Raw genomic sequence first — 17,505 nt, 5'->3', positions numbered from 1 at the left:
CGCCCCATGGCTGACGACGCTTCGATCCGACCCGCCCGCGATCTCTCGATCCCCCGTCACGACTGGACTTTGGAGGAGGTCGAGGCCCTGTTCGCCCGCCCCTTCATGGAGCTGGTGTTCGAGGCGGCGAGCGTGCACCGCCGCTGGTTCGACCCGAACGAGGTCCAGAAATCCCAACTGCTGTCGGTCAAGACCGGCGGCTGCGCCGAAAACTGCGGCTACTGCTCGCAGTCGGCCAGCTTCAAGACCGGGCTGAAGGCTGAAAAGCTGATGGAGCCCACCGCCGTCATCGCCGAGGCCATGGCGGCCAAGGCGGGCGGGGCCAGCCGCTTCTGCATGGGCGCCGCCTGGCGCGAGCTGAAGGACCGCGACACGCCCAAGCTGGCGGCCATGATCTCGGGCGTGAAGGCGTTGGGGCTGGAGACCTGCGCCACCCTGGGCATGCTGAACGCCGACCAGGCGAAACAGCTGAAGGACGCGGGCCTCGACTACTACAACCACAACCTCGACACCGGGCCGGAGTATTACGCCGAGGTGGTGACGACCCGCTCCTATCAGGACCGGTTGGAGACGCTGCAGCACGTCCGCGACGCAGGTATGTCGACCTGCTGCGGCGGCATCGTCGGCATGGGCGAGAAGCGCCGCGACCGCGCGGGCCTGCTGCACGCCCTGGCCACCCTGCCCGTCCACCCCGACAGCCTGCCGGTCAACGCCCTGGTCCCCGTCGGCGGCACGCCGCTGGGCGAGCGGGTGCTGAAGGAAGGCGAGATCGACCCGATCGAGTTCGTCCGCACCGTCGCCGTCGCCCGTCTGGTCTGCCCCAAGTCGATGGTGCGCCTGTCGGCCGGCCGCGAAGGCATGACGCCGGAAATGCAGGCCCTGTGCTTCCTGGCCGGCGCCAACTCCATCTTCGTCGGCGGCAAGCTGCTGACCACGCCGAACCCGGAAGAGGACGACGACGCCAAACTGTTCGCCCTGCTGGACCTGAAGCCCATGCCGCTGAAGATCGAGGCGCGGGCTTAGGGCTCGCCGCCCCCTCCTCCTCAGCCATCCTCGGCCGGGAGGGCGGAGCCGCTATTTGCTCATCCAGGGCCGCGCCGCCCCGCTCTTGATGCGGGCGGCCTGCTCACGCTGGAAACGCCCGCCGCGCGGCGGCTTCGGCCGCGCCTCGAGCGCCGCCTTCTTGAGCCGCAGAGCCCGCTGAACAGGCGTCTCGCCGGCAACAGCGTCCGCGGGTTCGGCGGCGGGGGTGTGATCGTCGTCAGTGCTCATGCTCGATCTGTAACACGGCGACGCGTTCAGGGCCGAGATTTTGCGCCGTCTTCAGGGCTGGCGTCGCGCAGTCAGTTCGCTTCGCGTCATCACTTCAGCGACCGCTTCAGCTTGCGCCGACACCGAGCGCCTCCGCGCGCGAGGCGCATATAGAGCCGCAAGATAGGATCTGTCCCATTCGGTCAGTCCGGCAGGAAGGCTCCCGGAGAAGAGGTTCAGGACCGTATCAAACCCTGTCGTGTCGGCGCTGGCGTCGATCTGCGCCAAGGCGATCATAGAAACGTAATCGGCAAGCTGCGTCGTATTGACGGAGCCGATCAAATCCATGTCAACGATGACAATCACCTTGAAAAGCGTCTCCACCACGGCCGCGTCAAGCCGCGTATTGCCCTGGCGGCGCTTTATGATGGGTGCAGCGCCAATGGCGCAGTCGTGCTGGTTGCAGTTCAGGATTCCGGCGATTTCTCCGTCAACAACTACGCCGCCTCTCTCGCCGGGCATCCGCACCCCGCGCTGCCCCGTATCTGGATCTGTAGGGATGCTCAGAGACCACCAGCGCACAGGCCGTTCGTCCGCCAGAAAGGCGCGGAACGCCCCCGGCCCGCATCCCAACCGGTGACATTCTGTCGGAACAGTTGGGGGTTCGCCTGGTTCAAACTCTGAGCCGTCGCGCGGCCGTCTTCGGCGAAAACCACGACCAGATTGCTTTCGCAGCCCGGTTTGCCTGTATGAAGCCCCAGGCCTGCCGCAGTCCGGCTCACGCGATCAATGATCGCCTGGGCGGGCTCGCGTTCCAGGTTGACCACCCCAGGGCAGATCGGCCCGCGCCATTGCGCGAGCGGGCGGCCCGGAGACGGCGCCGCCACTCGACCGACGAAGTCACGCACAGCCTCAGGCGTCGCCCGGCCCTGCACAGCGACTTCAGGCAGGACCGTGACGTCAGGCTGCGCCTGCGCCAAAGCCGTTGAGGCCAGCCCCGTTAACGCCAGCGCGGCCCAGAGGGCGCCCATACGAAAGCTGCTCACTTCCCAGACCTCCTGCCGACACGAACATCGATACCCTAGTCGACATCACGCCGTTCGCCTAGCCGAAGAAGCAGCCCCTGCCTTAGCGCCCCGGCCGCCGGGTCATCGCAGAGGCGGGCGCCAGTTGCAGGCCGCGCGCCTCAAGCCCCGACGTCCAGCGGGCGGCCGCCTCGACGGTCACGGGGTAGGAGAAGCCGGTTCCCAGCGCCGCGCCGTTGGTCTTGGCGGCGGCCTCTAGCGCGTTGAACTGGCGCAGGATGGCGGCGGGGCTCTGTTCCTCGTCGATGATGCGGTCGGCGCTGGCGCGGGCGAAGGCGCCGGGGCGGCGGCGCATGGAACCGTCGTCGAGGAAGGCCAGGCCGCGCTGGCGCAGATGGGTCATCAGCGCGCCCATGCTCTCGTCCGAGGTCGCGAACCGGTCGCCCAGATAGTTGGTCACGCCGAAATAGCCCGTGGCGCGCGCCAGCAGCCAGTCCAGCTTGACCGCCACGTCGTCGCCGCCGCCGCTGGACAGAAGCGTGTAGGGGCCGGGGTCGTTGTCGGGATAGCCGGTGGGCTCCATCGGCAGTTCGATCATCACCTCATGGCCGTGGGCGCGGGCCATGTCGATCCAGGTCTGAAGGCCTTCAGCATAGGGCACGAAGGACAGGGTCACCTCGGCGGGCAGACGTTCGATCGCCGCGCGGGTGGTGGCGCTGTTCAGACCCAGACCGCCGACTACGAGGGCCACCATGGGCTTCCCGTTCGAGCGGAAGGGCCGAGCGTAGGCCTGGGCCGGCACGCGGCCGTCGGCGGCGATGCGCGGCAGGGGGCCGTTCGGTCCGGGCTGGAACAGGCCGGCGATCGGCGCCTTGGGCAAGGGATTGGACGGGGCGCGCACCGGGGCGCTGAAGCCCTGGCCCGAGGCCACGCTGGCGCCGTCGGGCAGGGTGATGAGGGCCTCGCCCCCCATAGCGCCGCCCTCTTCGCCCATCAGGGCCGGGTCGATGGGACCAAGGTCCTGATAGATGTCCAGACCGCTGAAGCCGAAGGCCTCGGCGCCGGTCGGGGCCGTGTCGGCGGCGGCGGGACGCTCAAGGCGCGCGCTGGCCGTCGGCGCGCCGGCGCGCGGATCGCCCAGAACGGCGACGAACAGGGCGGCCGCGCCGATGACGAAGACCCCGGCCGCGCCCGCCGCGACGGGCGGCTTCTTCAGGGCGTTGAGGACCGGCTCCATGGCGACGCGCGACCGGGGCTCCGGCGGCGCGCCTGCGGCGGCGGCTAGGGCGGACTGGCGCTTGGCGAACATGGTCAGGATGGCGGCTCGAACTTGCAGGCGCCGCACAGGCGCGGCGCCCTTCAGCCTCAGTTAAGCCCTGCGCCGGTTAAGAAACCCTAACGGCGCGTTCACCACGTTCGAGGGCCGCGCCTCAGTCGCTCTTCGGCTTGTTCCCCGGCGTGATTTCCGGGGCGCGCGGCGCCGGGGGTCTTTCGGCGCGACCGTGACCTTGGGCGTGTCGGTCTCGGCCGTCTCGACCTTGTCCTGTCCCGGTTCGGTGATGACGATCCCTTCGGGCGCGGCGGCCAGTTTGGTCAGGTCGCCGCCGGCGCGCAGCACGTCCAGCGCCCGCTCCAGCTGATAGTCCTTGTCCTTGGCGTAGTCGGCGCCCGGCGCCTCGCGCGGGGTGTGCGGCCCCTTGCGCTCGGCCCCGATGGAGGAGTCCAGCGCCGTCGAATAGGCCGCCTCGGAATAGATGAAGCTGGAGCGCGAGACGATGCGCGCCTCGGCCTCGGAACGGGCCACCTCCAGGTCCGGCTCGATGCCGATCTTCTGGATCGAGCGGCCCGACGGCGTGTAGTAGCGCGCCGTGGTGATCGACAGAGCGCCGTCGCGGCCGCCGCGCAGCGGGATCACCGTCTGCACCGACCCCTTGCCGAAGCTGGTCAGGCCGACGACCGTCGCCCGCTCCTGATCCTTCAGGGCGCCCGCCACGATCTCGGACGCCGAGGCCGAGCCGTAGTTGATCAGCACCACCACCGGCAGGCCGCCGGTCAGGTCGCCCGGCTTGGCGGCGTAGCGTTCGATATCCTCAGGCTTGCGGCCGCGCTGGCTGACGATCTCGCCGCGCTCCAGGAAAGCGTCGGACACGTCGATGGCCGCCGTCAGCAACCCGCCGCCGTTGTTGCGCAGGTCCAGCACATAGCCCTTCAGGCCAGGTTTCTCGCGCTTCAGCCGCTCGATGGTCTCGGTCAGCTCGCGGCCGGTGTTCTCGTTGAAGGTGGAGACGCGCAGGTAGCCGAAGTCGCCTTCCAGACGGCCAGTGACGGATTCGACCTTGATGACCTCGCGGGTCAGCACGACCTCGCGCGGCTCCTCGCCGTCGCGCAGGAAGGTCACGGTGACGCTGGTGCCGGTGGCGCCGCGCAGCTTGTCAGAGACCTCGGAGACGCTGAGGCCCGCCGCGTTCTGGCCGTTGACGGCGCTGATGACGTCGCCCGCCTGAACCCCGGCGCGCCCGGCCGGGCTGTCGTCCATCGGCGAGATGACCTTCACCAGCCCGCCTTCGGAAGTGATGGTCAGGCCGACGCCCGAATACTCGCCCGAGGTCCGTTCGCGCAGGTCGTCGAACCCCTTGGCGGGCAGGTAGTTGGAATGCGGATCGAGCGCCGTCATCATCCCCTGCAGGGCGGCCTCGATCAGCTTCTTGTTATCGACCGGAACGACATAGGCCTGCTCGACGATGCCCAGCACGTCGCCGAACATCTCGAGCATCCGGAAGGTCTCGTTGCGCGGAGTCTGGCTGGCGACAGCCGCCGCCGATCCGCCCAGCGCCAGGGCGGCGGCGCCCACGAGAAGCAGTTTACGCATTCGGTCTCTTTCCATCGGATCCGCTCTCGGCTCCGGTCGTCCAGGGCGGCGCGGACGCCGCAAACGGCGCGCGCGACAGTTCGGCCGATACAATCAGCGTCCGCGCCGATTTGAAAGGAATTTCGCGCGGTTGGATGGGAGAGAGCTTGCCGCACGACGCCCCCTGCCGCCTGCTTCGCCCTGCGACTGCCTTTCTCCTAGCCGTCATCCTCGAGCTTGACCCGAGGATCGAGTGCAGGACGCGCCTGACCTGGCTTGGGTCGCGCAGACGGAAGGCCCGATCCTCGGGTCAAGCTCGAGGATGACGGCAGGATGGGTGGATGCAGGCGGGATAGACGGATGACGGCGGCAGACAGGCCCCCTTACTGGAGCCACGGCGCCGGATCGATGGGCCGTTCCTGGCGGCGCAGTTCGAAATAGGCCTCGCCGTCTTCGCCGGTGCGGCCCAGGGTCTGGCCGTCGCCGACGCGTTGGCCCGTCTCGACCTCCAGCCGGTCCAGGCCCGCGATCACGGCGCGCCAGCCGGGGCCCAGGTCCAGGATCACCACCTCGCCCCACTCCTTCAGCGGCCCGGCGTAGGCGACGCGGCCCGCCGCGGGCGCGCCGACCGCCTCATGGCTGGAGCGCCAGCTCCAACCGGCCGAACGGCCGCCGAAGCGTTGCGAGGGCGTCCCCGCGATCGGCGGGGTCAGGCGGCTGCGGCCCGCAGGCAGGCGGGCGGCGGGCGCCGCTTCGGGCGCCTCGGCCACCTGCGGCGTCTGCCCGCCCAGTTCGAGGATGCGGGCTTCCAGCGCCCGTGTCGCGCGCTCGGCCCGCGCCGCCTCGGCCCGCAGGACCGAGCGCAGGGCGGTCTTGCGCGCCGTCAGGCCCTCGATTTCGGCGCGGCGGTCGTTCTGGGCGCTCTCGACGGTGAACAGGCGCTCGCTGGACAGGGCGGCCAGGCGGCGGATGCGGCCGATCTCGACCTGGCGCTCGACCAGGGTTTCGGCGCGTTTCTGCAGGTCGGGCGTGATAGCCCGGATCAGGATGGAGGCGCGCACCGTATCCACGGCCTGATCGGCCGGGATCAGCAGAGTCGGCGGCGGCTTGCGGCTCATCATCTGCAGGGCCGACAGCAGCCGTCCCTGCGCCGCGCGCTCGCGCGACAGGGCGGCGACCAGGGCGGCCTCACGCTCGGCCAGCTCCTTCAGCCGGGCGCGCTGGGCCTCCAGCTGCACGTCGTCCTCGGCCTCGGCCCGGCGCAGGTCGCGCAGCTGGCGGTCCAGGTCGACGATCTCCTCGGCGGCGGCGGCGGCCTCGGCGCGCAGACGGCGGGCGCGGGCGGTCTCGTCGCGATACTCGGCCTGAAGCCGGGTCAGCTCGGCGTTGGCCTGGCCCGCGCGCTGGCTGGCCGCCGGCCCAGCCAGGGCCAGCAGCAGGCTGCAGGAGGTCAGAAGAAGAGCGGCCCCGCGTCGCATCAGTCGCGATGATAGGGCGAACCGGCCAGGATCGTCACGGCCCGATACAGCTGTTCGGCCAGCATGGCGCGGGCCAGGGCGTGGGGCCAGGTCTGCGGCCCGAAGGCGAGGGTCGAACGCGCGGCGCGGCGCACGCTTTCGTCCAGACCGTCGGCGCCGCCGATGACGAAGACCAGGCGCCGTTCGCCCTGGTCGCGCAGGGCCGCCACATGGTCGGCGAAGGCGCGCGAGGAATAGGTCCGCCCCCGCTCGTCGCAGGCGATCAGGTGCGCGCCTTCGGCGGCGGCGAGCAGCAGCTCGGCCTCCGGCGCCTTGCCGGGCTTCTTCGGCTCTAGGTCGATGAGTTCGAGAGGCCCCAGGCCCAGCGCCCGCCCCGACAGGGTGGCGCGCCGGGCGTAGTCCTCGGCGAGTGTCGCCTCGGGACCGCGGCCCGGCTTGCCGATGGCCGCGATCGCCAGCTTCATGAGGTCAGCCCGCCGTCAGGTGGTTCAGCCGCGGACGGGGCCGCCGCGGTGGGCGCTGTCGACAGCCCAGATCTTCTCGATGTTGTAGAAGGTGCGCACTTCGGGACGGAACAGGTGGACGATGACGTCGCCCGCATCCAGCAGCACCCAGTCGCAGTGCGGCAGGCCCTCGACCTTCACCTTGCCGAGCCCCTGCTCCTTGAACAGGCGCAGCAGGTGGTCGGCGATGGCGCCGACGTGGCGGTGCGAACGACCCGAAGCCACGATCATGGCGTCGGTCATCGGGCTCTTGCCGCGCAGGTCGATCAGGACGATGTCCTGAGACTTGTCTTCGTCGAGTTTGGCGAGGATGGCCTGTTCCAGCTCGGTCGCGCCGACCGGCAGAGGCTGGCGCCCATCGCCGGACTCGTCGCTACTGGGGCCGTCCTCGGCCTGACCGTCTTCGGAATGGACGGAATCCATCAGGTCCATTTCGTGCGCCGCATTGGAAACGGCGTCTTGCGCATCGTGCGCGGTCGAGGGGGTCAGCGGAGGGCTCCAAGGCGATTTACTAAAAGCCCACTATAGCACGCCCGGCGCGAAAGGTCACCCGGCTGGCGGCGACTCTTCGCTTCGCGCCGCCCGCGCGGCCCGAATAGCGGTCGAGGAACGATGATTCAGGGGCGCCGACAGATAGGTCCAGGCCGGCGCCTCAAGGCTGGGCAGCAGGCCGGCCTGGGCCATCGGCACGCGATACCGCGCGAAACGCACGGCCGCCGGCGCCGTGCGGCTGTCCAGCAGGCTGCCGGGCCGGGCGATCACCGCCACGGGCATCAGCCGCATGATGTCGGTCCAGCCGCGCCAGCGATGGAAATCCGCCAGATTGTCAGACCCCATCAGCCAGACGAACTGCACCCCCGGATGGCGCGCGACGATGGCGCGCAGGGTGTCCACGGTCCAGCGCGTACCCGCCCGCGTCTCGAAATCCGAGATGATCATGGCCGGGCCGACCGTCGCCGCGGCCGCCCGCGCCGAGGCCATCCGCTCGGCCAAGGGGGCGGTCTCATGGGCGGACTTCAGCGGGTTCTGCGGCGAGACCAGCCAGACCACCCGGTCCAGCCCCAGTCGTTGCATGGCGGTGGCCGCCACATGGGCGTGGCCGTCGTGGGCCGGATTGAACGAGCCGCCGAACAGGCCGACCTTCATCCCCGGCGCCAGGTCCAGCCCGTCGCGCAGGGCGCCTCGGCGAAGACCGGAGCCTTTCGGCGCAGGACCGGCGTGGAAGAAGGACAAGGGCGTCTCTTGCGGCGGGCGGCGAACAATGAGCGCGGCCGGAACGCCTTATGCTCACTTGCGCCCTAACACGGCCGAACGCGCCTGTCTCGCTCCGCGAACGGACCGAACGGCGCAAGGGCGATTTGGCCCCGCCCTAGAATTCCTTCCAGCTCGATCCCGGATCGCGCTCGCCCGGCTGGGCCAGCTGCTGGCCCCAGGTCAGCATCATGAAGGCCTTGTGGCTGCGGATCTTGTACTGGCCGATCATGGGCGTGACGGCGCCCAGGGGCATGCCGGTGCGCGCGTCGTAGAGGAAGCCCGAGAACTCGGCCACGCCCATGCGGTCGCGGTTGGAGTAGAGCGACACCTCGGGGATGGAGACGACGTTCAGGCTCTCATTGATCGGCACCCGCATGTCGGGGATGCCGACCACCCGGCGCAACTGATCCAGCGACAGGGCGCCGGCGCGCACCTCGAAGATGGCGTCGGCCTCGCCCCGCTCGCGCACGATGGCGTAGCCGGCTTCCGACAGGGCGGCGCGGATGGCGCTCAGCGCATAGCGGGCGTTCTCGGCCTGGAAATAGGTCTCGTCGACGAAGACGCGCGCGCCCTGGGGGATGGGCAGGGTCAGGCCCTCGACCGCGCGGTCGGCCGCCCGGTTGACCAGCAGCATGTCGGTGGCCGTCCGCGCCGGATTGGTCTCGGTCACCATGGCGCAGGCGCCCAGGGTCAGGACCAAGGCGGCGGGCAGGAGACGGAGAGCAGTCCTCACCAGGCGCCCACGTTCGGCATGGAGGCCCACGGCTCGGCCGGAGACAGACGCTCGCCCGCCTGCAGCAGTTCGATCGAGATGCCGTCCGGCGAGCGGACGAAGGCCATGTGGCCGTCGCGCGGCGGGCGGTTGATGACTACGCCGCCGTCCATCAGGCGCTGGCAGGCGGCGTAGATGTCGTCGACCTGGAACGCCAGGTGGCCGAAGTTGCGGCCGCCGTCGTAATCCTGATCGTCCCAGTTGTAGGTCAGTTCGACTTCCGGCGACTTCTCGGCCTCGGCGCGCGCCTTGTCCGCAGGGGCCGCCAGATAGACCAGGGTGAAACGCCCGGCCTCATAGTCGGCGCGGCGCGTCTCCTGCAGACCCAGCAGGTCGCAGTAGAAACGCATCGAGGCGTCCAGATCCTTCACCCGGACCATGGTGTGCAGAAAACGCATCGTCCCGCCTCAGTGCGCCTCGGGCGGGCGGGCCGCCGGGTCGAGGTATTCGTTCTCCGGCTGCGGGTGCGCCGACAGCACGAAGCGGCGGTCGCAATAGCCGCACTCGATGAAGTCGTCCTCGCCCATGTCCATATAGACCAGCGGGTGGCCCAGGGCGCCGCCGCCGCCGTCGCAGGCGACGCGCTTGGTCGAGACGACGATCTCTTCGGGGGAGGAATGACGGCTTCGAGATGACGGGGAGGCATGATCCGGTCCGGTCTGGAGAGGCTTTGCGCCGTTCCTAGGCGGACCGGAACCTCAGGTCAAACGTCCGACGCGGCGGGCTTGCGGCCCATCACCTTGTCGAACAGCGCCTTGCGCTTCTTGAACAGGGTCAACCCCAGGCAGCCGGCGCCGACCCACAGGCCGACCTCGCCGACCACGGCGGCGACGGCGGCGATGATCGCCGCCTGGGTCATCGGCAGGTATTCCATCTTGCCGGCGCCCAGCGCCAGGGCGAAGCCGACGTAGCCGACGGCGCAGAAACCCATGGCGATAAAGCCGATCAGGCGGGTGCGCGTCAGCGTTTTGCGCGAGGCGATGGCGGTGGTCATGGCGTTTCCTTATCTAAGCGAAGTTGTCTTTCTGACAAGCAAGCTAGACACGCCTGGAGGTGACGTCAAGCGACTTTTACATATCGTCTCGCAGCCTTGTCTTCACCTTCGCAACGACGCCTTGGCGAACGGCGCCGCGCCCCCTACCTATGCCGTCCGCCCCTCCCTGCCCGAGTCGAAGTCCGCGCCATGACCCAAGCCCCCGCCCTGCCCGTCAACGCCATCGAGGTCAGGGGGCTGAAGAAGACCTACAAGGGCTCGCGCAAGTCGCCGCCGAAGACGGCCCTGCGCGGGGTCGACCTGACAGTGCCGCGCGGCTCGATGTTCGGGCTTCTGGGGCCCAACGGCGCGGGCAAGTCGACCCTGATCAACATCATCGCGGGCGTGGTGAACAAGTCCGAGGGCACGGTCCGGATCTGGGACCGCGACATCGACCATGAGGCGCGCGACGCCCGCTCGGCCCTGGGGGTGGTGCCGCAGGAAATCGTCGCCGACGTCTTCTTCACCCCGCGCGAGGCGCTGGAGGTCCAGGCCGGCTTTTACGGCGTGCCCGCGAACGAGCGCCGCTCGGACGAGCTGCTGGCGGCCCTGGGCCTGTCGGACAAGGCCAACGCCTATGTCCGCGCCCTGTCCGGCGGCATGAAGCGGCGCCTGATGGTGGCCAAGGCCCTGGTGCACAATCCGCCCGTGCTGATCCTGGACGAGCCGACGGCGGGCGTGGACGTCGAGCTGCGCCGCCAGCTGTGGGACTATGTCCGCAAGATCAACGAGGAGGGTGACGGTGATCCTGACCACCCACTACCTCGAAGAGGCGCAGGAGCTGTGCGACACCATCGCCATCATCAACCGCGGCGAGGTCGTGGCCTGCGAGCCGACCGAGCAGCTGCTGAAGCGGCTGGACACCCGCAACGTGGTGGTGACGCCCGAGACGGCGCCCGAGACCCTGCCGGTCCTGAACGGCTTCCACGTCGCCCCGCGCGCCAACGGCGCCTTCGTGGTCACCTACCGCACGGGCGAGTCCAGCGTCGAACAGGTGCTGGCGGCGGTGCGCGCTGCGGGCGTGACCATCAAGGACATCGCCACCGAGGACCCGGATCTCGAAGACGTCTTCCTGGCCATGACCTACGGCGACGCCAGCCGCCCGGATCCGACGCAGGACTGACGACCCGGCCTCAAGCAGCCCGCAGGGCGATAGGCCCCTGAAGAACGCGTCAGCCCACCATCACCGTGCCGAGCAGCAGCTTGGCCCCCGGCTTGCCCAGGATCGCGTCCGTCGCGTGCTGCAACGCCACCACCAGCCATTCGACATTCGGCGGCGCGTCCGGCAGCAGCCGCTCGGCGGCGATGCGGACGATCTCGTTATAGGCGGCGCTGAGGCGCGGCTGCGACAGGCGCGCCCGCTCCATCAGGGCGCCGTCGGCGATGTCCAGCCCGGTCTCGACCGTCATGACCCCGCGCCGCCCGTCGCGGCGCAGAACCGTGGCCGTGGCGGTGGGCAAGGACAGATAGCCGCCCTTGCCGCCGCCGCTCTTCTCAGGCGAAGCCTGCGCCGCGCCCGCCAGCGTCAAGGCGCTCAAAGTCAGGCCGATCAGATGACGTCTGTCCATGCGGCGACCTTAGTCGCGGCGCCTTTCCCGGACGTTGACGCCTAGCCCGCATCGAGACGGCGGCGTATGCGAACAGCATGAGCATCGATCTGTCCCTCTATCGCCCCAATGTCGGGGTCGTCCTGTTCAACCCGGCCGGCCAGGTCTGGTTCGGCCGCCGCGCCGACACGCCTGAGCCGTGGAACTGGCAGTTCCCGCAAGGCGGCGTGGACGACGGCGAGGACCTGGAGGCCGCCGCCCGGCGCGAACTGCATGAAGAGACCGGCGTGCGCTCCATCGCCCTTCTGGGGCGCACGAGGGATTGGATCCCCTATGACTTCCCCGAAGGCCTGCCGAGCCCGAAGAACTGGAAGGGGCTGAAGGGCCAGCGCCAGCAGTGGTTCGCCTTCCGCCTGACCGGCGCCGAAGACGAGATCGACCTGAACGCCCACGGCGAGCCGGAATTCGACGCCTGGCGCTGGGGGCGGCTGGACGAGGCCCCCAGCCTGATCGTGCCGTTCAAGCGGCCGGTCTATGAGCAGGTGGTGCAGGCGTTCGGAGAGTGGGCCGCCTAGGCGCGCGCCCCCAACCCCTCGGCCCTTCACTTCCGTCATCCTCGGGCTTGACCCGAGGATCGAGCGCAGGGCGCGCCCGCCCCTTTGCAACGTCGCGGCGGCGGACCGTCCGATCCTCGGGTCAAGCCCGAGGATGACGAGGATTGGGCGCCCTTCCGCCAATGCAAAAAAGCCATCGCCCAAAACAAAAGGCCCCCGCCAGAGCGAGGGGCCTTTGATCGTTTCAGCCGCGCGACGCCTTAGTTCGCGGTCAGCTCCGAGGCCTCTTCGGCCAAGATGGTCAGGCCTTCGCCGTTGACGTCGGCGAAGCCGCCCTTGACCTCGAAGCGGCGACGCTGGGCGCCGTCATAGACGGTCACCACGCCTTCGCGCAGGGTGGTCATGAAGGGCGCGTGGCCCGGCAGGACGCCGAAGTCGCCCTCGACGCCCGGCGCATCGACCTGATCGACCGAACCGGCGAAGACTTCGCGTTCCGGGGCGACGAGGGAGAAGTTCAGCTTACCGGCCATGACTTAGGCTTCCGCAGCCATCTTGGCGGCCTTCTCGACGGCCTCTTCGATGGCGCCGACCATGTAGAAGGCGGCTTCCGGCAGGTGGTCGTATTCGCCGTCGCAGATGGCCTTGAACGAGCGGATGGTGTCGGCCAGCTCGACGAACTTGCCCGGCGAGCCGGTGAACTGTTCGGCCACGAAGAAGGGCTGCGACAGGAAGCGCTGGATCTTGCGGGCGCGCGACACGACCAGCTTGTCGTCTTCCGACAGCTCGTCCATGCCCAGGATGGCGATGATGTCCTTCAGCGCCTTGTACTGCTGCAGGATTTCCTGAACGCGGCGGGCGACCGTGTAGTGCTCTTCGCCAATCACCAGCGGGTCCATGATCCGCGAGGTGGAGTCCAGCGGGTCCACGGCCGGGAAGATGGCCTGGGCGGCGATGTCGCGGTTCAGAACCGTCGTCGCGTCCAAGTGAGCGAACGAGGCGGCGGGCGCCGGGTCGGTCAGGTCGTCAGCCGGGACGTAGATGGCCTGGATCGAGGTGATCGAGCCCTTTTTCGTCGAGGTGATGCGCTCCTGCAGGTTGCCCATCTCGGTGGCCAGCGTCGGCTGATAGCCCACGGCCGAGGGGATGCGGCCCAGCAGAGCCGACATTTCCGAACCAGCTTGCGTGAAGCGGAAGATGTTGTCGATGAACAGCAGGACGTCCTTGCCCTCTTCATCGCGGAAGTATTCGGCCTGGGCCAGGCCGGTCAGGGCCACGCGGGCGCGGGCCGGGGGCTCGTTCATCTGGCCGTAGACCAGGGCGCACTTGGAGCCTTCGCCGCCGCCGGCGACGTTCACATTCGACTCGATCATCTCGTGATACAGGTCGTTGCCTTCGCGGGTGCGTTCGCCCACGCCGGCCAGAACCGAATAACCGCCGTACGCCTTGGCGATGTTGTTGATCAGTTCCTGCATGGTCACGGTCTTGCCGACGCCGGCGCCGCCGAACAGGCCGGTCTTGCCGCCCTTGGTGTAGGGGCAGATCAGGTCGATGACCTTGATGCCCGTGACCAGGATTTCCGACGAGGTCGACTGCTCTTCGAACGAAGGCGCCTCGCGGTGGATCGGGCGGAACTCGGTGGTCTTGATCGGACCGGCTTCGTCGATCGGCTGGCCGACGACGTTCATGATGCGGCCGAGCGTGCCCGGGCCGACCGGGGCCATGATCGACTTACCGGTGTCGACGACGGCCTGGCCGCGCGTCAGACCTTCGGTCGTGTCCATGGCGATGGTGCGGACCATGTTCTCACCCAGGTGCTGGGCGACTTCCAGGACCAGGGTGAAGGGCTCGCCCGTCTTCTGGTCGACGTTCTGGGTTTCCAGAGCGTTCAGAATGCCCGGCAGGTGGCCGGTGAACTCAACGTCGACGACGGCGCCGATGACCTGGGCGATCTTGCCCTGGCCCGCGACAGCGACGGGAGCGGCGGCCGGAGCGGCCTTCTTGGCGGCCGGCTTCTTGGCGGCGGGTTTCTTGGGGGCGGTGGTGTCGGTCATCGGGGTTTATCCGTGTCGAATGTCGGCTGTGTCGGGATCAGAGCGCTTCAGCGCCGGCGATGATCTCGATCAGCTCGGTGGTGATCTGGGCCTGGCGGGAACGGTTGTACTGCAGCGTCAAGGCGCTGATGAGGTCGCCGGCGTTGCGCGTGGCGTTGTCCATCGCAGCCATCTGGGCGCCGAAGAAGCCGGCCTGGTTTTCCAGAAGGGCGGCCAGGATCTGCGTCGTCAGGTTGCGCGGCAGCAGGGTCTCGAGGATGTCCTCTTCCGACGGCTCGTACTCATAGAGCGCGCCGGCGTCGGCCGAGGCGTCGGCGTCGACTTCGGCCGGGGCCAGCTGACGCGACGACGGGACCTGAGAGATCACCGACTTGAACTGGCTGTAGAAGAGCGTGACCTTGTCGGCCTCGTCCGCCTCGAACTTTTCAGCCAGCAGTTCGGCGATCGGCTGGGCCGAATGCAGGCCCACCGTCTTGTGCTCGCTCAGTTCAAAAGTCTTGACGACCCGGTCGCCGAACAGGCGGGTCAGCTGGTCGCGCGACTTGCGGCCGACAGCGACGATCTCGACGTCCTTGCCGTTGGCGATCAGGCTGTTGATGTGATCGCGCGCAGCGCGGATGACGTTGGTCGAGAACCCGCCCGCCAGACCCTTGTCGGCCGTGGCGACGACGACCAGGTGCTTCTGGTCGGCGCCGGTTCCGGTCATCAGGCGCGGGCCGTCGTCGCCGACGCCCGCCGCCAGGTTGGCGATGACCGAGGCCATCCGCGACGCATAGGGGCGGGCGTTCTCCGCCTGCTCCTGGGCGCGCTTCAGCTTGGCCGCGGCGACCATCTGCATGGCTTTCGTGATCTTCTGCGTCGCTTTGACGCTTCCGATCCGATCGCGCATTTCCTTGAGGCTAGCCATCCGGCTCTGCTCTTCCTTTGACTACAGGGCCGAACGATCAGGCGAAGGTTTTGGCGAAGGCCGCCAGGATGTCCTTCAGCTCGGCTTCCAGCTCGGGCGTCAGGGCCTTCTTGGTGCGGATGCCTTCCAGCAGCGAGGCGTGGTTGGCGTGAACGCGGGCCAGCAGTTCGCTCTCGAAGCGGCCGACGTCCGAAACGGCGATGCCGTCCAGATAGCCGCGCGTGCCGGCGTAGATCGACACGACCTGCTCCTCGACGGCCAGCGGCGAGTACTGCGGCTGCTTCAGCAGCTCGGTCAGGCGGGCGCCGCGGGCCAGCAGGCGCTGGGTCGAGACGTCCAGGTCCGAGCCGAACTTCGCGAAGGCGGCCATTTCACGATACTGGGCCAGTTCGCCCTTAATCGAACCGGCGACCTGCTTCATGGCCTTGATCTGGGCCGAAGAGCCCACGCGCGACACCGAGATGCCGACGTTCACGGCCGGACGGATGCCCTGATAGAACAGGTCCGATTCCAGGAAGATCTGGCCGTCGGTGATCGAAATCACGTTGGTCGGGATGTAGGCCGACACGTCGTTGGCCTGGGTTTCGATGATCGGCAGGGCGGTCAGCGAGCCCGAGCCGTAGTCCTCGTTCAGCTTGGCCGAACGCTCCAGCAGGCGGCTGTGCAGGTAGAAGACGTCGCCCGGGTAGGCTTCGCGGCCCGGCGGACGGCGCAGCAGCAGCGACATCTGGCGGTAGGCCACGGCCTGCTTGGACAGGTCGTCATAGATGATCAGGCCGTGCATGCCGTTGTCGCGGAAATACTCGCCCATGGCGGTGCCGGCGAACGGAGCCAGGAACTGCAGCGGGGCCGGTTCCGACGCCGTGGCGGCCACGACGATGGTGTATTCCAGCGCGCCCGACTCTTCGAGGGTCTTGACGATCTGGGCCACGGTCGAGCGCTTCTGGCCGATGGCGACGTAGATGCAGTACAGCTTGGCCGACTCGTCGTCCGACCTGTTGACCGTCTTCTGGTTCAGGATGGTGTCGATGGCGACGGCGGTCTTGCCGACCTGACGGTCGCCAATGATCAGCTCGCGCTGGCCGCGGCCGACCGGGATCAGGGTGTCGATCGCCTTCATGCCCGTCTGCATCGGCTCGTGAACCGACTTGCGCGGGATGATGCCAGGGGCCTTCACGTCGACGCGGCGACGCTCGGTGAACTGGATCGGGCCCTTGCCGTCGATCGGTTCGCCCAGCGGGTTGACGACACGGCCCAGCAGGCCCTTGCCGACCGGCACGTCCACGATTTCGCCCAGGCGGCGCACGTCGTCGCCCTCGGCGATGGCGGCGTCCGCGCCGAAGATCACGGCGCCGACGTTGTCGCGTTCCAGGTTCAGGGCCATGCCCTTCACGCCGGCCTTGGTGAACTCGACCATTTCACCCGCCTGGACGTTGTCCAGGCCGTGGATGCGCGCGATGCCGTCGCCGACCGACAGCACCTGGCCGACGTCGGAAACGTCGGCTTCTACGCCGAAGTTGGCGATCTGCGACTTGAGGATGGCCGAGATTTCGGCGGCGCGGATATCCATGATTGGCTCTTTCGGCTTTCGTCTTCGGTGCGGGCCCGCTGGCCCGGCTTGAACTGGAATTCGGGGTTTAGGCGCGCTTCAGCGCAAAGGTCATCTGGTCGAGCTTGGTCTTCAGCGAGGCGTCGAACAGCTTCGAGCCCACCTTGACCTTCAGGCCGCCCAGGATCGACGGATCGACGCGGGCGGTCAGTTCGGGGTCGCGACCCAGGGCGGCGCGCAGCTCGTTCTGGATCGTCTTGGTCTGAGCGGCGCTGAGCGCCACGGCCGAAGTCACCTCGGCGGCCACCACGCCCGTCTTCTTGGCGTACAGCGCCTCGAAGGCGGCGATCACGCCCGGCAGGTCCGCCGCGCGGCCGTTCTGGCCCAGCAGGCCCAGGAAGTTGCGCGTCGTGGCCGTGAACTGCGCCTTGTCGGCGATGGCCGCCAGACCCTTGACCTGATCATCCGAAGAGATCAGCGGCGAGGTCGCCAGACGGCGCAGGTCGGCGCTGTCGATCCAGGCCGCCTTCAGCGAAGCCAGATCGGCGCGCACGGCGTCCAGCGCCCCCGTCTCATCCGCCAGGTCGAACAGCGCCTGTGCATACCGTCCGCCGACTTCCGTCGTCCTGAAATCGTCCGCCACTTATATTGGTCCGCGTCTGAAGCGATTGTCGCAAGACCGGCCGCAGTCGCCTGCGCCAGTCAAGGGCCTGATATGCTTTGAGAAAGCACG

General features: G+C 68.6%; 21 protein-coding genes and 1 pseudogene. 3 read left to right on the top strand and 19 right to left on the bottom strand.

Annotation, left to right across the window (positions count from 1 at the left end):
* The first annotated feature begins 6 nt into the window (after positions 1-6).
* Positions 7-1,023: a biotin synthase BioB gene (gene bioB / locus V8F63_RS06235; RefSeq protein ID WP_253122895.1), complete on the top strand. Its 1,017-nt coding sequence runs from the start codon at positions 7-9 to the stop codon at positions 1,021-1,023.
* A gap of 51 nt (positions 1,024-1,074) precedes the next feature.
* On the opposite strand, the gene V8F63_RS06230 is transcribed toward bioB, so the two are convergent.
* The 13 genes from V8F63_RS06230 to V8F63_RS06170 form a co-directional block, all read right to left on the bottom strand.
* A complete protein-coding gene (locus tag V8F63_RS06230; protein ID WP_025976092.1) occupies positions 1,075-1,272 on the bottom strand; it encodes a hypothetical protein in 198 nt (65 codons plus the stop codon).
* Positions 1,273-1,323: 51 nt separating this feature from the next.
* Positions 1,324-1,773 (bottom strand): hypothetical protein, encoded by a 450-nt coding sequence (locus V8F63_RS06225; protein WP_392354799.1) that lies wholly within the window; start codon positions 1,771-1,773, stop codon positions 1,324-1,326.
* A 41-nt stretch (positions 1,774-1,814) separates the two neighbouring features.
* A complete protein-coding gene (locus V8F63_RS06220; RefSeq protein WP_392354798.1) occupies positions 1,815-2,297 on the bottom strand; it encodes a hypothetical protein in 483 nt (160 codons plus the stop codon).
* An 82-nt stretch (positions 2,298-2,379) separates the two neighbouring features.
* Complete coding sequence (locus V8F63_RS06215) at positions 2,380-3,585, bottom strand: divergent polysaccharide deacetylase family protein (protein ID WP_392355049.1); 1,206 nt, start codon at positions 3,583-3,585, stop codon at positions 2,380-2,382.
* A gap of 60 nt (positions 3,586-3,645) precedes the next feature.
* A complete protein-coding gene (locus V8F63_RS06210; RefSeq protein ID WP_392354797.1) occupies positions 3,646-5,145 on the bottom strand; it encodes a S41 family peptidase in 1,500 nt (499 codons plus the stop codon).
* A 362-nt stretch (positions 5,146-5,507) separates the two neighbouring features.
* Positions 5,508-6,602, bottom strand: a complete 1,095-nt coding sequence (locus V8F63_RS06205) for a peptidoglycan DD-metalloendopeptidase family protein (protein WP_392354796.1) — start codon at positions 6,600-6,602, stop codon at positions 5,508-5,510.
* On the bottom strand, positions 6,602-7,066 hold the full coding sequence (rlmH, locus tag V8F63_RS06200) for a 23S rRNA (pseudouridine(1915)-N(3))-methyltransferase RlmH (protein WP_025976872.1): 465 nt from the start codon (positions 7,064-7,066) through the stop codon (positions 6,602-6,604). Before rlmH ends, V8F63_RS06205 begins: the two co-directional genes overlap by 1 nt.
* A 24-nt stretch (positions 7,067-7,090) precedes the next feature.
* Positions 7,091-7,537 carry a ribosome silencing factor gene (gene rsfS / locus V8F63_RS06195; RefSeq protein WP_134582192.1) on the bottom strand — a complete coding sequence of 149 codons (447 nt, stop codon included), beginning with the start codon at positions 7,535-7,537 and terminating at the stop codon, positions 7,091-7,093.
* Positions 7,538-7,651: 114 nt separating this feature from the next.
* Entirely contained in the window at positions 7,652-8,338 is a 687-nt protein-coding gene (locus tag V8F63_RS06190) for a nicotinate-nucleotide adenylyltransferase (protein WP_227157874.1), read from the bottom strand.
* A gap of 136 nt (positions 8,339-8,474) precedes the next feature.
* Complete coding sequence (locus V8F63_RS06185) at positions 8,475-9,092, bottom strand: DUF6655 family protein (protein ID WP_035302177.1); 618 nt, start codon at positions 9,090-9,092, stop codon at positions 8,475-8,477.
* A complete protein-coding gene (locus V8F63_RS06180) occupies positions 9,089-9,529 on the bottom strand; it encodes a lactoylglutathione lyase (RefSeq protein ID WP_392354795.1) in 441 nt (146 codons plus the stop codon). The genes V8F63_RS06185 and V8F63_RS06180 overlap by 4 nt, the downstream gene beginning before the upstream one ends.
* Positions 9,530-9,538: 9 nt before the next feature.
* A complete protein-coding gene (locus V8F63_RS06175; RefSeq protein WP_392355048.1) occupies positions 9,539-9,673 on the bottom strand; it encodes a zinc-finger domain-containing protein in 135 nt (44 codons plus the stop codon).
* Positions 9,674-9,834: 161 nt separating this feature from the next.
* Positions 9,835-10,125 carry a hypothetical protein gene (locus V8F63_RS06170; RefSeq protein WP_253122881.1) on the bottom strand — a complete coding sequence of 97 codons (291 nt, stop codon included), beginning with the start codon at positions 10,123-10,125 and terminating at the stop codon, positions 9,835-9,837.
* Between the two features lie 189 nt (positions 10,126-10,314).
* Here V8F63_RS06170 and V8F63_RS06165 point away from each other — a divergent pair.
* Positions 10,315-11,287, top strand: a pseudogene (locus V8F63_RS06165) (ABC transporter ATP-binding protein).
* Between the two features lie 49 nt (positions 11,288-11,336).
* Here the strand turns inward: V8F63_RS06165 and V8F63_RS06160 are convergent.
* A complete protein-coding gene (locus V8F63_RS06160) occupies positions 11,337-11,732 on the bottom strand; it encodes a hypothetical protein (protein WP_227157878.1) in 396 nt (131 codons plus the stop codon).
* Between the two features lie 77 nt (positions 11,733-11,809).
* Here V8F63_RS06160 and V8F63_RS06155 point away from each other — a divergent pair, with 77 nt between their 5' ends.
* Positions 11,810-12,286: an RNA pyrophosphohydrolase gene (locus V8F63_RS06155; protein ID WP_392354794.1), complete on the top strand. Its 477-nt coding sequence runs from the start codon at positions 11,810-11,812 to the stop codon at positions 12,284-12,286.
* A 239-nt stretch (positions 12,287-12,525) separates the two neighbouring features.
* Here V8F63_RS06155 and V8F63_RS06150 read toward each other — a convergent pair whose 3' ends face one another.
* From V8F63_RS06150 to V8F63_RS06130, 5 genes are all read right to left on the bottom strand, one after another.
* The gene (locus tag V8F63_RS06150; RefSeq protein ID WP_003167474.1) at positions 12,526-12,795 is read right to left on the bottom strand and encodes an ATP synthase F1 subunit epsilon; all 270 of its coding nucleotides are present in this window, start codon (positions 12,793-12,795) and stop codon (positions 12,526-12,528) included.
* Between the two features lie 3 nt (positions 12,796-12,798).
* A complete protein-coding gene (atpD, locus tag V8F63_RS06145; protein ID WP_392354793.1) occupies positions 12,799-14,316 on the bottom strand; it encodes a F0F1 ATP synthase subunit beta in 1,518 nt (505 codons plus the stop codon).
* 37 nt (positions 14,317-14,353) lie between these two features.
* Complete coding sequence (locus tag V8F63_RS06140; protein WP_134582187.1) at positions 14,354-15,223, bottom strand: F0F1 ATP synthase subunit gamma; 870 nt, start codon at positions 15,221-15,223, stop codon at positions 14,354-14,356.
* A gap of 37 nt (positions 15,224-15,260) precedes the next feature.
* Complete coding sequence (gene atpA / locus V8F63_RS06135) at positions 15,261-16,793, bottom strand: F0F1 ATP synthase subunit alpha (protein WP_392354792.1); 1,533 nt, start codon at positions 16,791-16,793, stop codon at positions 15,261-15,263.
* A 67-nt stretch (positions 16,794-16,860) separates the two neighbouring features.
* On the bottom strand, positions 16,861-17,415 hold the full coding sequence (locus V8F63_RS06130) for a F0F1 ATP synthase subunit delta (RefSeq protein WP_392354791.1): 555 nt from the start codon (positions 17,413-17,415) through the stop codon (positions 16,861-16,863).
* Positions 17,416-17,505 lie beyond the last annotated feature (90 nt).

This window comes from Brevundimonas sp. LF-1, assembly GCF_037055305.1.
Lineage (GTDB): Bacteria > Pseudomonadota > Alphaproteobacteria > Caulobacterales > Caulobacteraceae > Brevundimonas > Brevundimonas sanguinis.
This window is presented reverse-complemented; position numbering and strand designations above follow the sequence as displayed.

What these genes read in the sequence shown, in the direction of transcription:
- bioB (WP_253122895.1), top strand. Translation starts at nt 7, where the DNA reads ATGGCTGACGACGCTTCGATCCGACCCGCCCGCGATCTCTCGATCCCC.
- V8F63_RS06230 (WP_025976092.1), bottom strand. Translation starts at nt 1,272, where the DNA reads ATGAGCACTGACGACGATCACACCCCCGCCGCCGAACCCGCGGACGCT.
- V8F63_RS06225 (WP_392354799.1), bottom strand. Translation starts at nt 1,773, where the DNA reads ATGCCCGGCGAGAGAGGCGGCGTAGTTGTTGACGGAGAAATCGCCGGA.
- V8F63_RS06215 (WP_392355049.1), bottom strand. Translation starts at nt 3,585, where the DNA reads ATGTTCGCCAAGCGCCAGTCCGCCCTAGCCGCCGCCGCAGGCGCGCCG.
- V8F63_RS06210 (WP_392354797.1), bottom strand. Translation starts at nt 5,145, where the DNA reads ATGCGTAAACTGCTTCTCGTGGGCGCCGCCGCCCTGGCGCTGGGCGGA.
- V8F63_RS06205 (WP_392354796.1), bottom strand. Translation starts at nt 6,602, where the DNA reads ATGCGACGCGGGGCCGCTCTTCTTCTGACCTCCTGCAGCCTGCTGCTG.
- rlmH (WP_025976872.1), bottom strand. Translation starts at nt 7,066, where the DNA reads ATGAAGCTGGCGATCGCGGCCATCGGCAAGCCGGGCCGCGGTCCCGAG.
- rsfS (WP_134582192.1), bottom strand. Translation starts at nt 7,537, where the DNA reads ATGGACCTGATGGATTCCGTCCATTCCGAAGACGGTCAGGCCGAGGAC.
- V8F63_RS06180 (WP_392354795.1), bottom strand. Translation starts at nt 9,529, where the DNA reads ATGCGTTTTCTGCACACCATGGTCCGGGTGAAGGATCTGGACGCCTCG.
- V8F63_RS06170 (WP_253122881.1), bottom strand. Translation starts at nt 10,125, where the DNA reads ATGACCACCGCCATCGCCTCGCGCAAAACGCTGACGCGCACCCGCCTG.
- V8F63_RS06160 (WP_227157878.1), bottom strand. Translation starts at nt 11,732, where the DNA reads ATGGACAGACGTCATCTGATCGGCCTGACTTTGAGCGCCTTGACGCTG.
- V8F63_RS06155 (WP_392354794.1), top strand. Translation starts at nt 11,810, where the DNA reads ATGAGCATCGATCTGTCCCTCTATCGCCCCAATGTCGGGGTCGTCCTG.
- V8F63_RS06150 (WP_003167474.1), bottom strand. Translation starts at nt 12,795, where the DNA reads ATGGCCGGTAAGCTGAACTTCTCCCTCGTCGCCCCGGAACGCGAAGTC.
- atpD (WP_392354793.1), bottom strand. Translation starts at nt 14,316, where the DNA reads ATGACCGACACCACCGCCCCCAAGAAACCCGCCGCCAAGAAGCCGGCC.
- V8F63_RS06140 (WP_134582187.1), bottom strand. Translation starts at nt 15,223, where the DNA reads ATGGCTAGCCTCAAGGAAATGCGCGATCGGATCGGAAGCGTCAAAGCG.
- atpA (WP_392354792.1), bottom strand. Translation starts at nt 16,793, where the DNA reads ATGGATATCCGCGCCGCCGAAATCTCGGCCATCCTCAAGTCGCAGATC.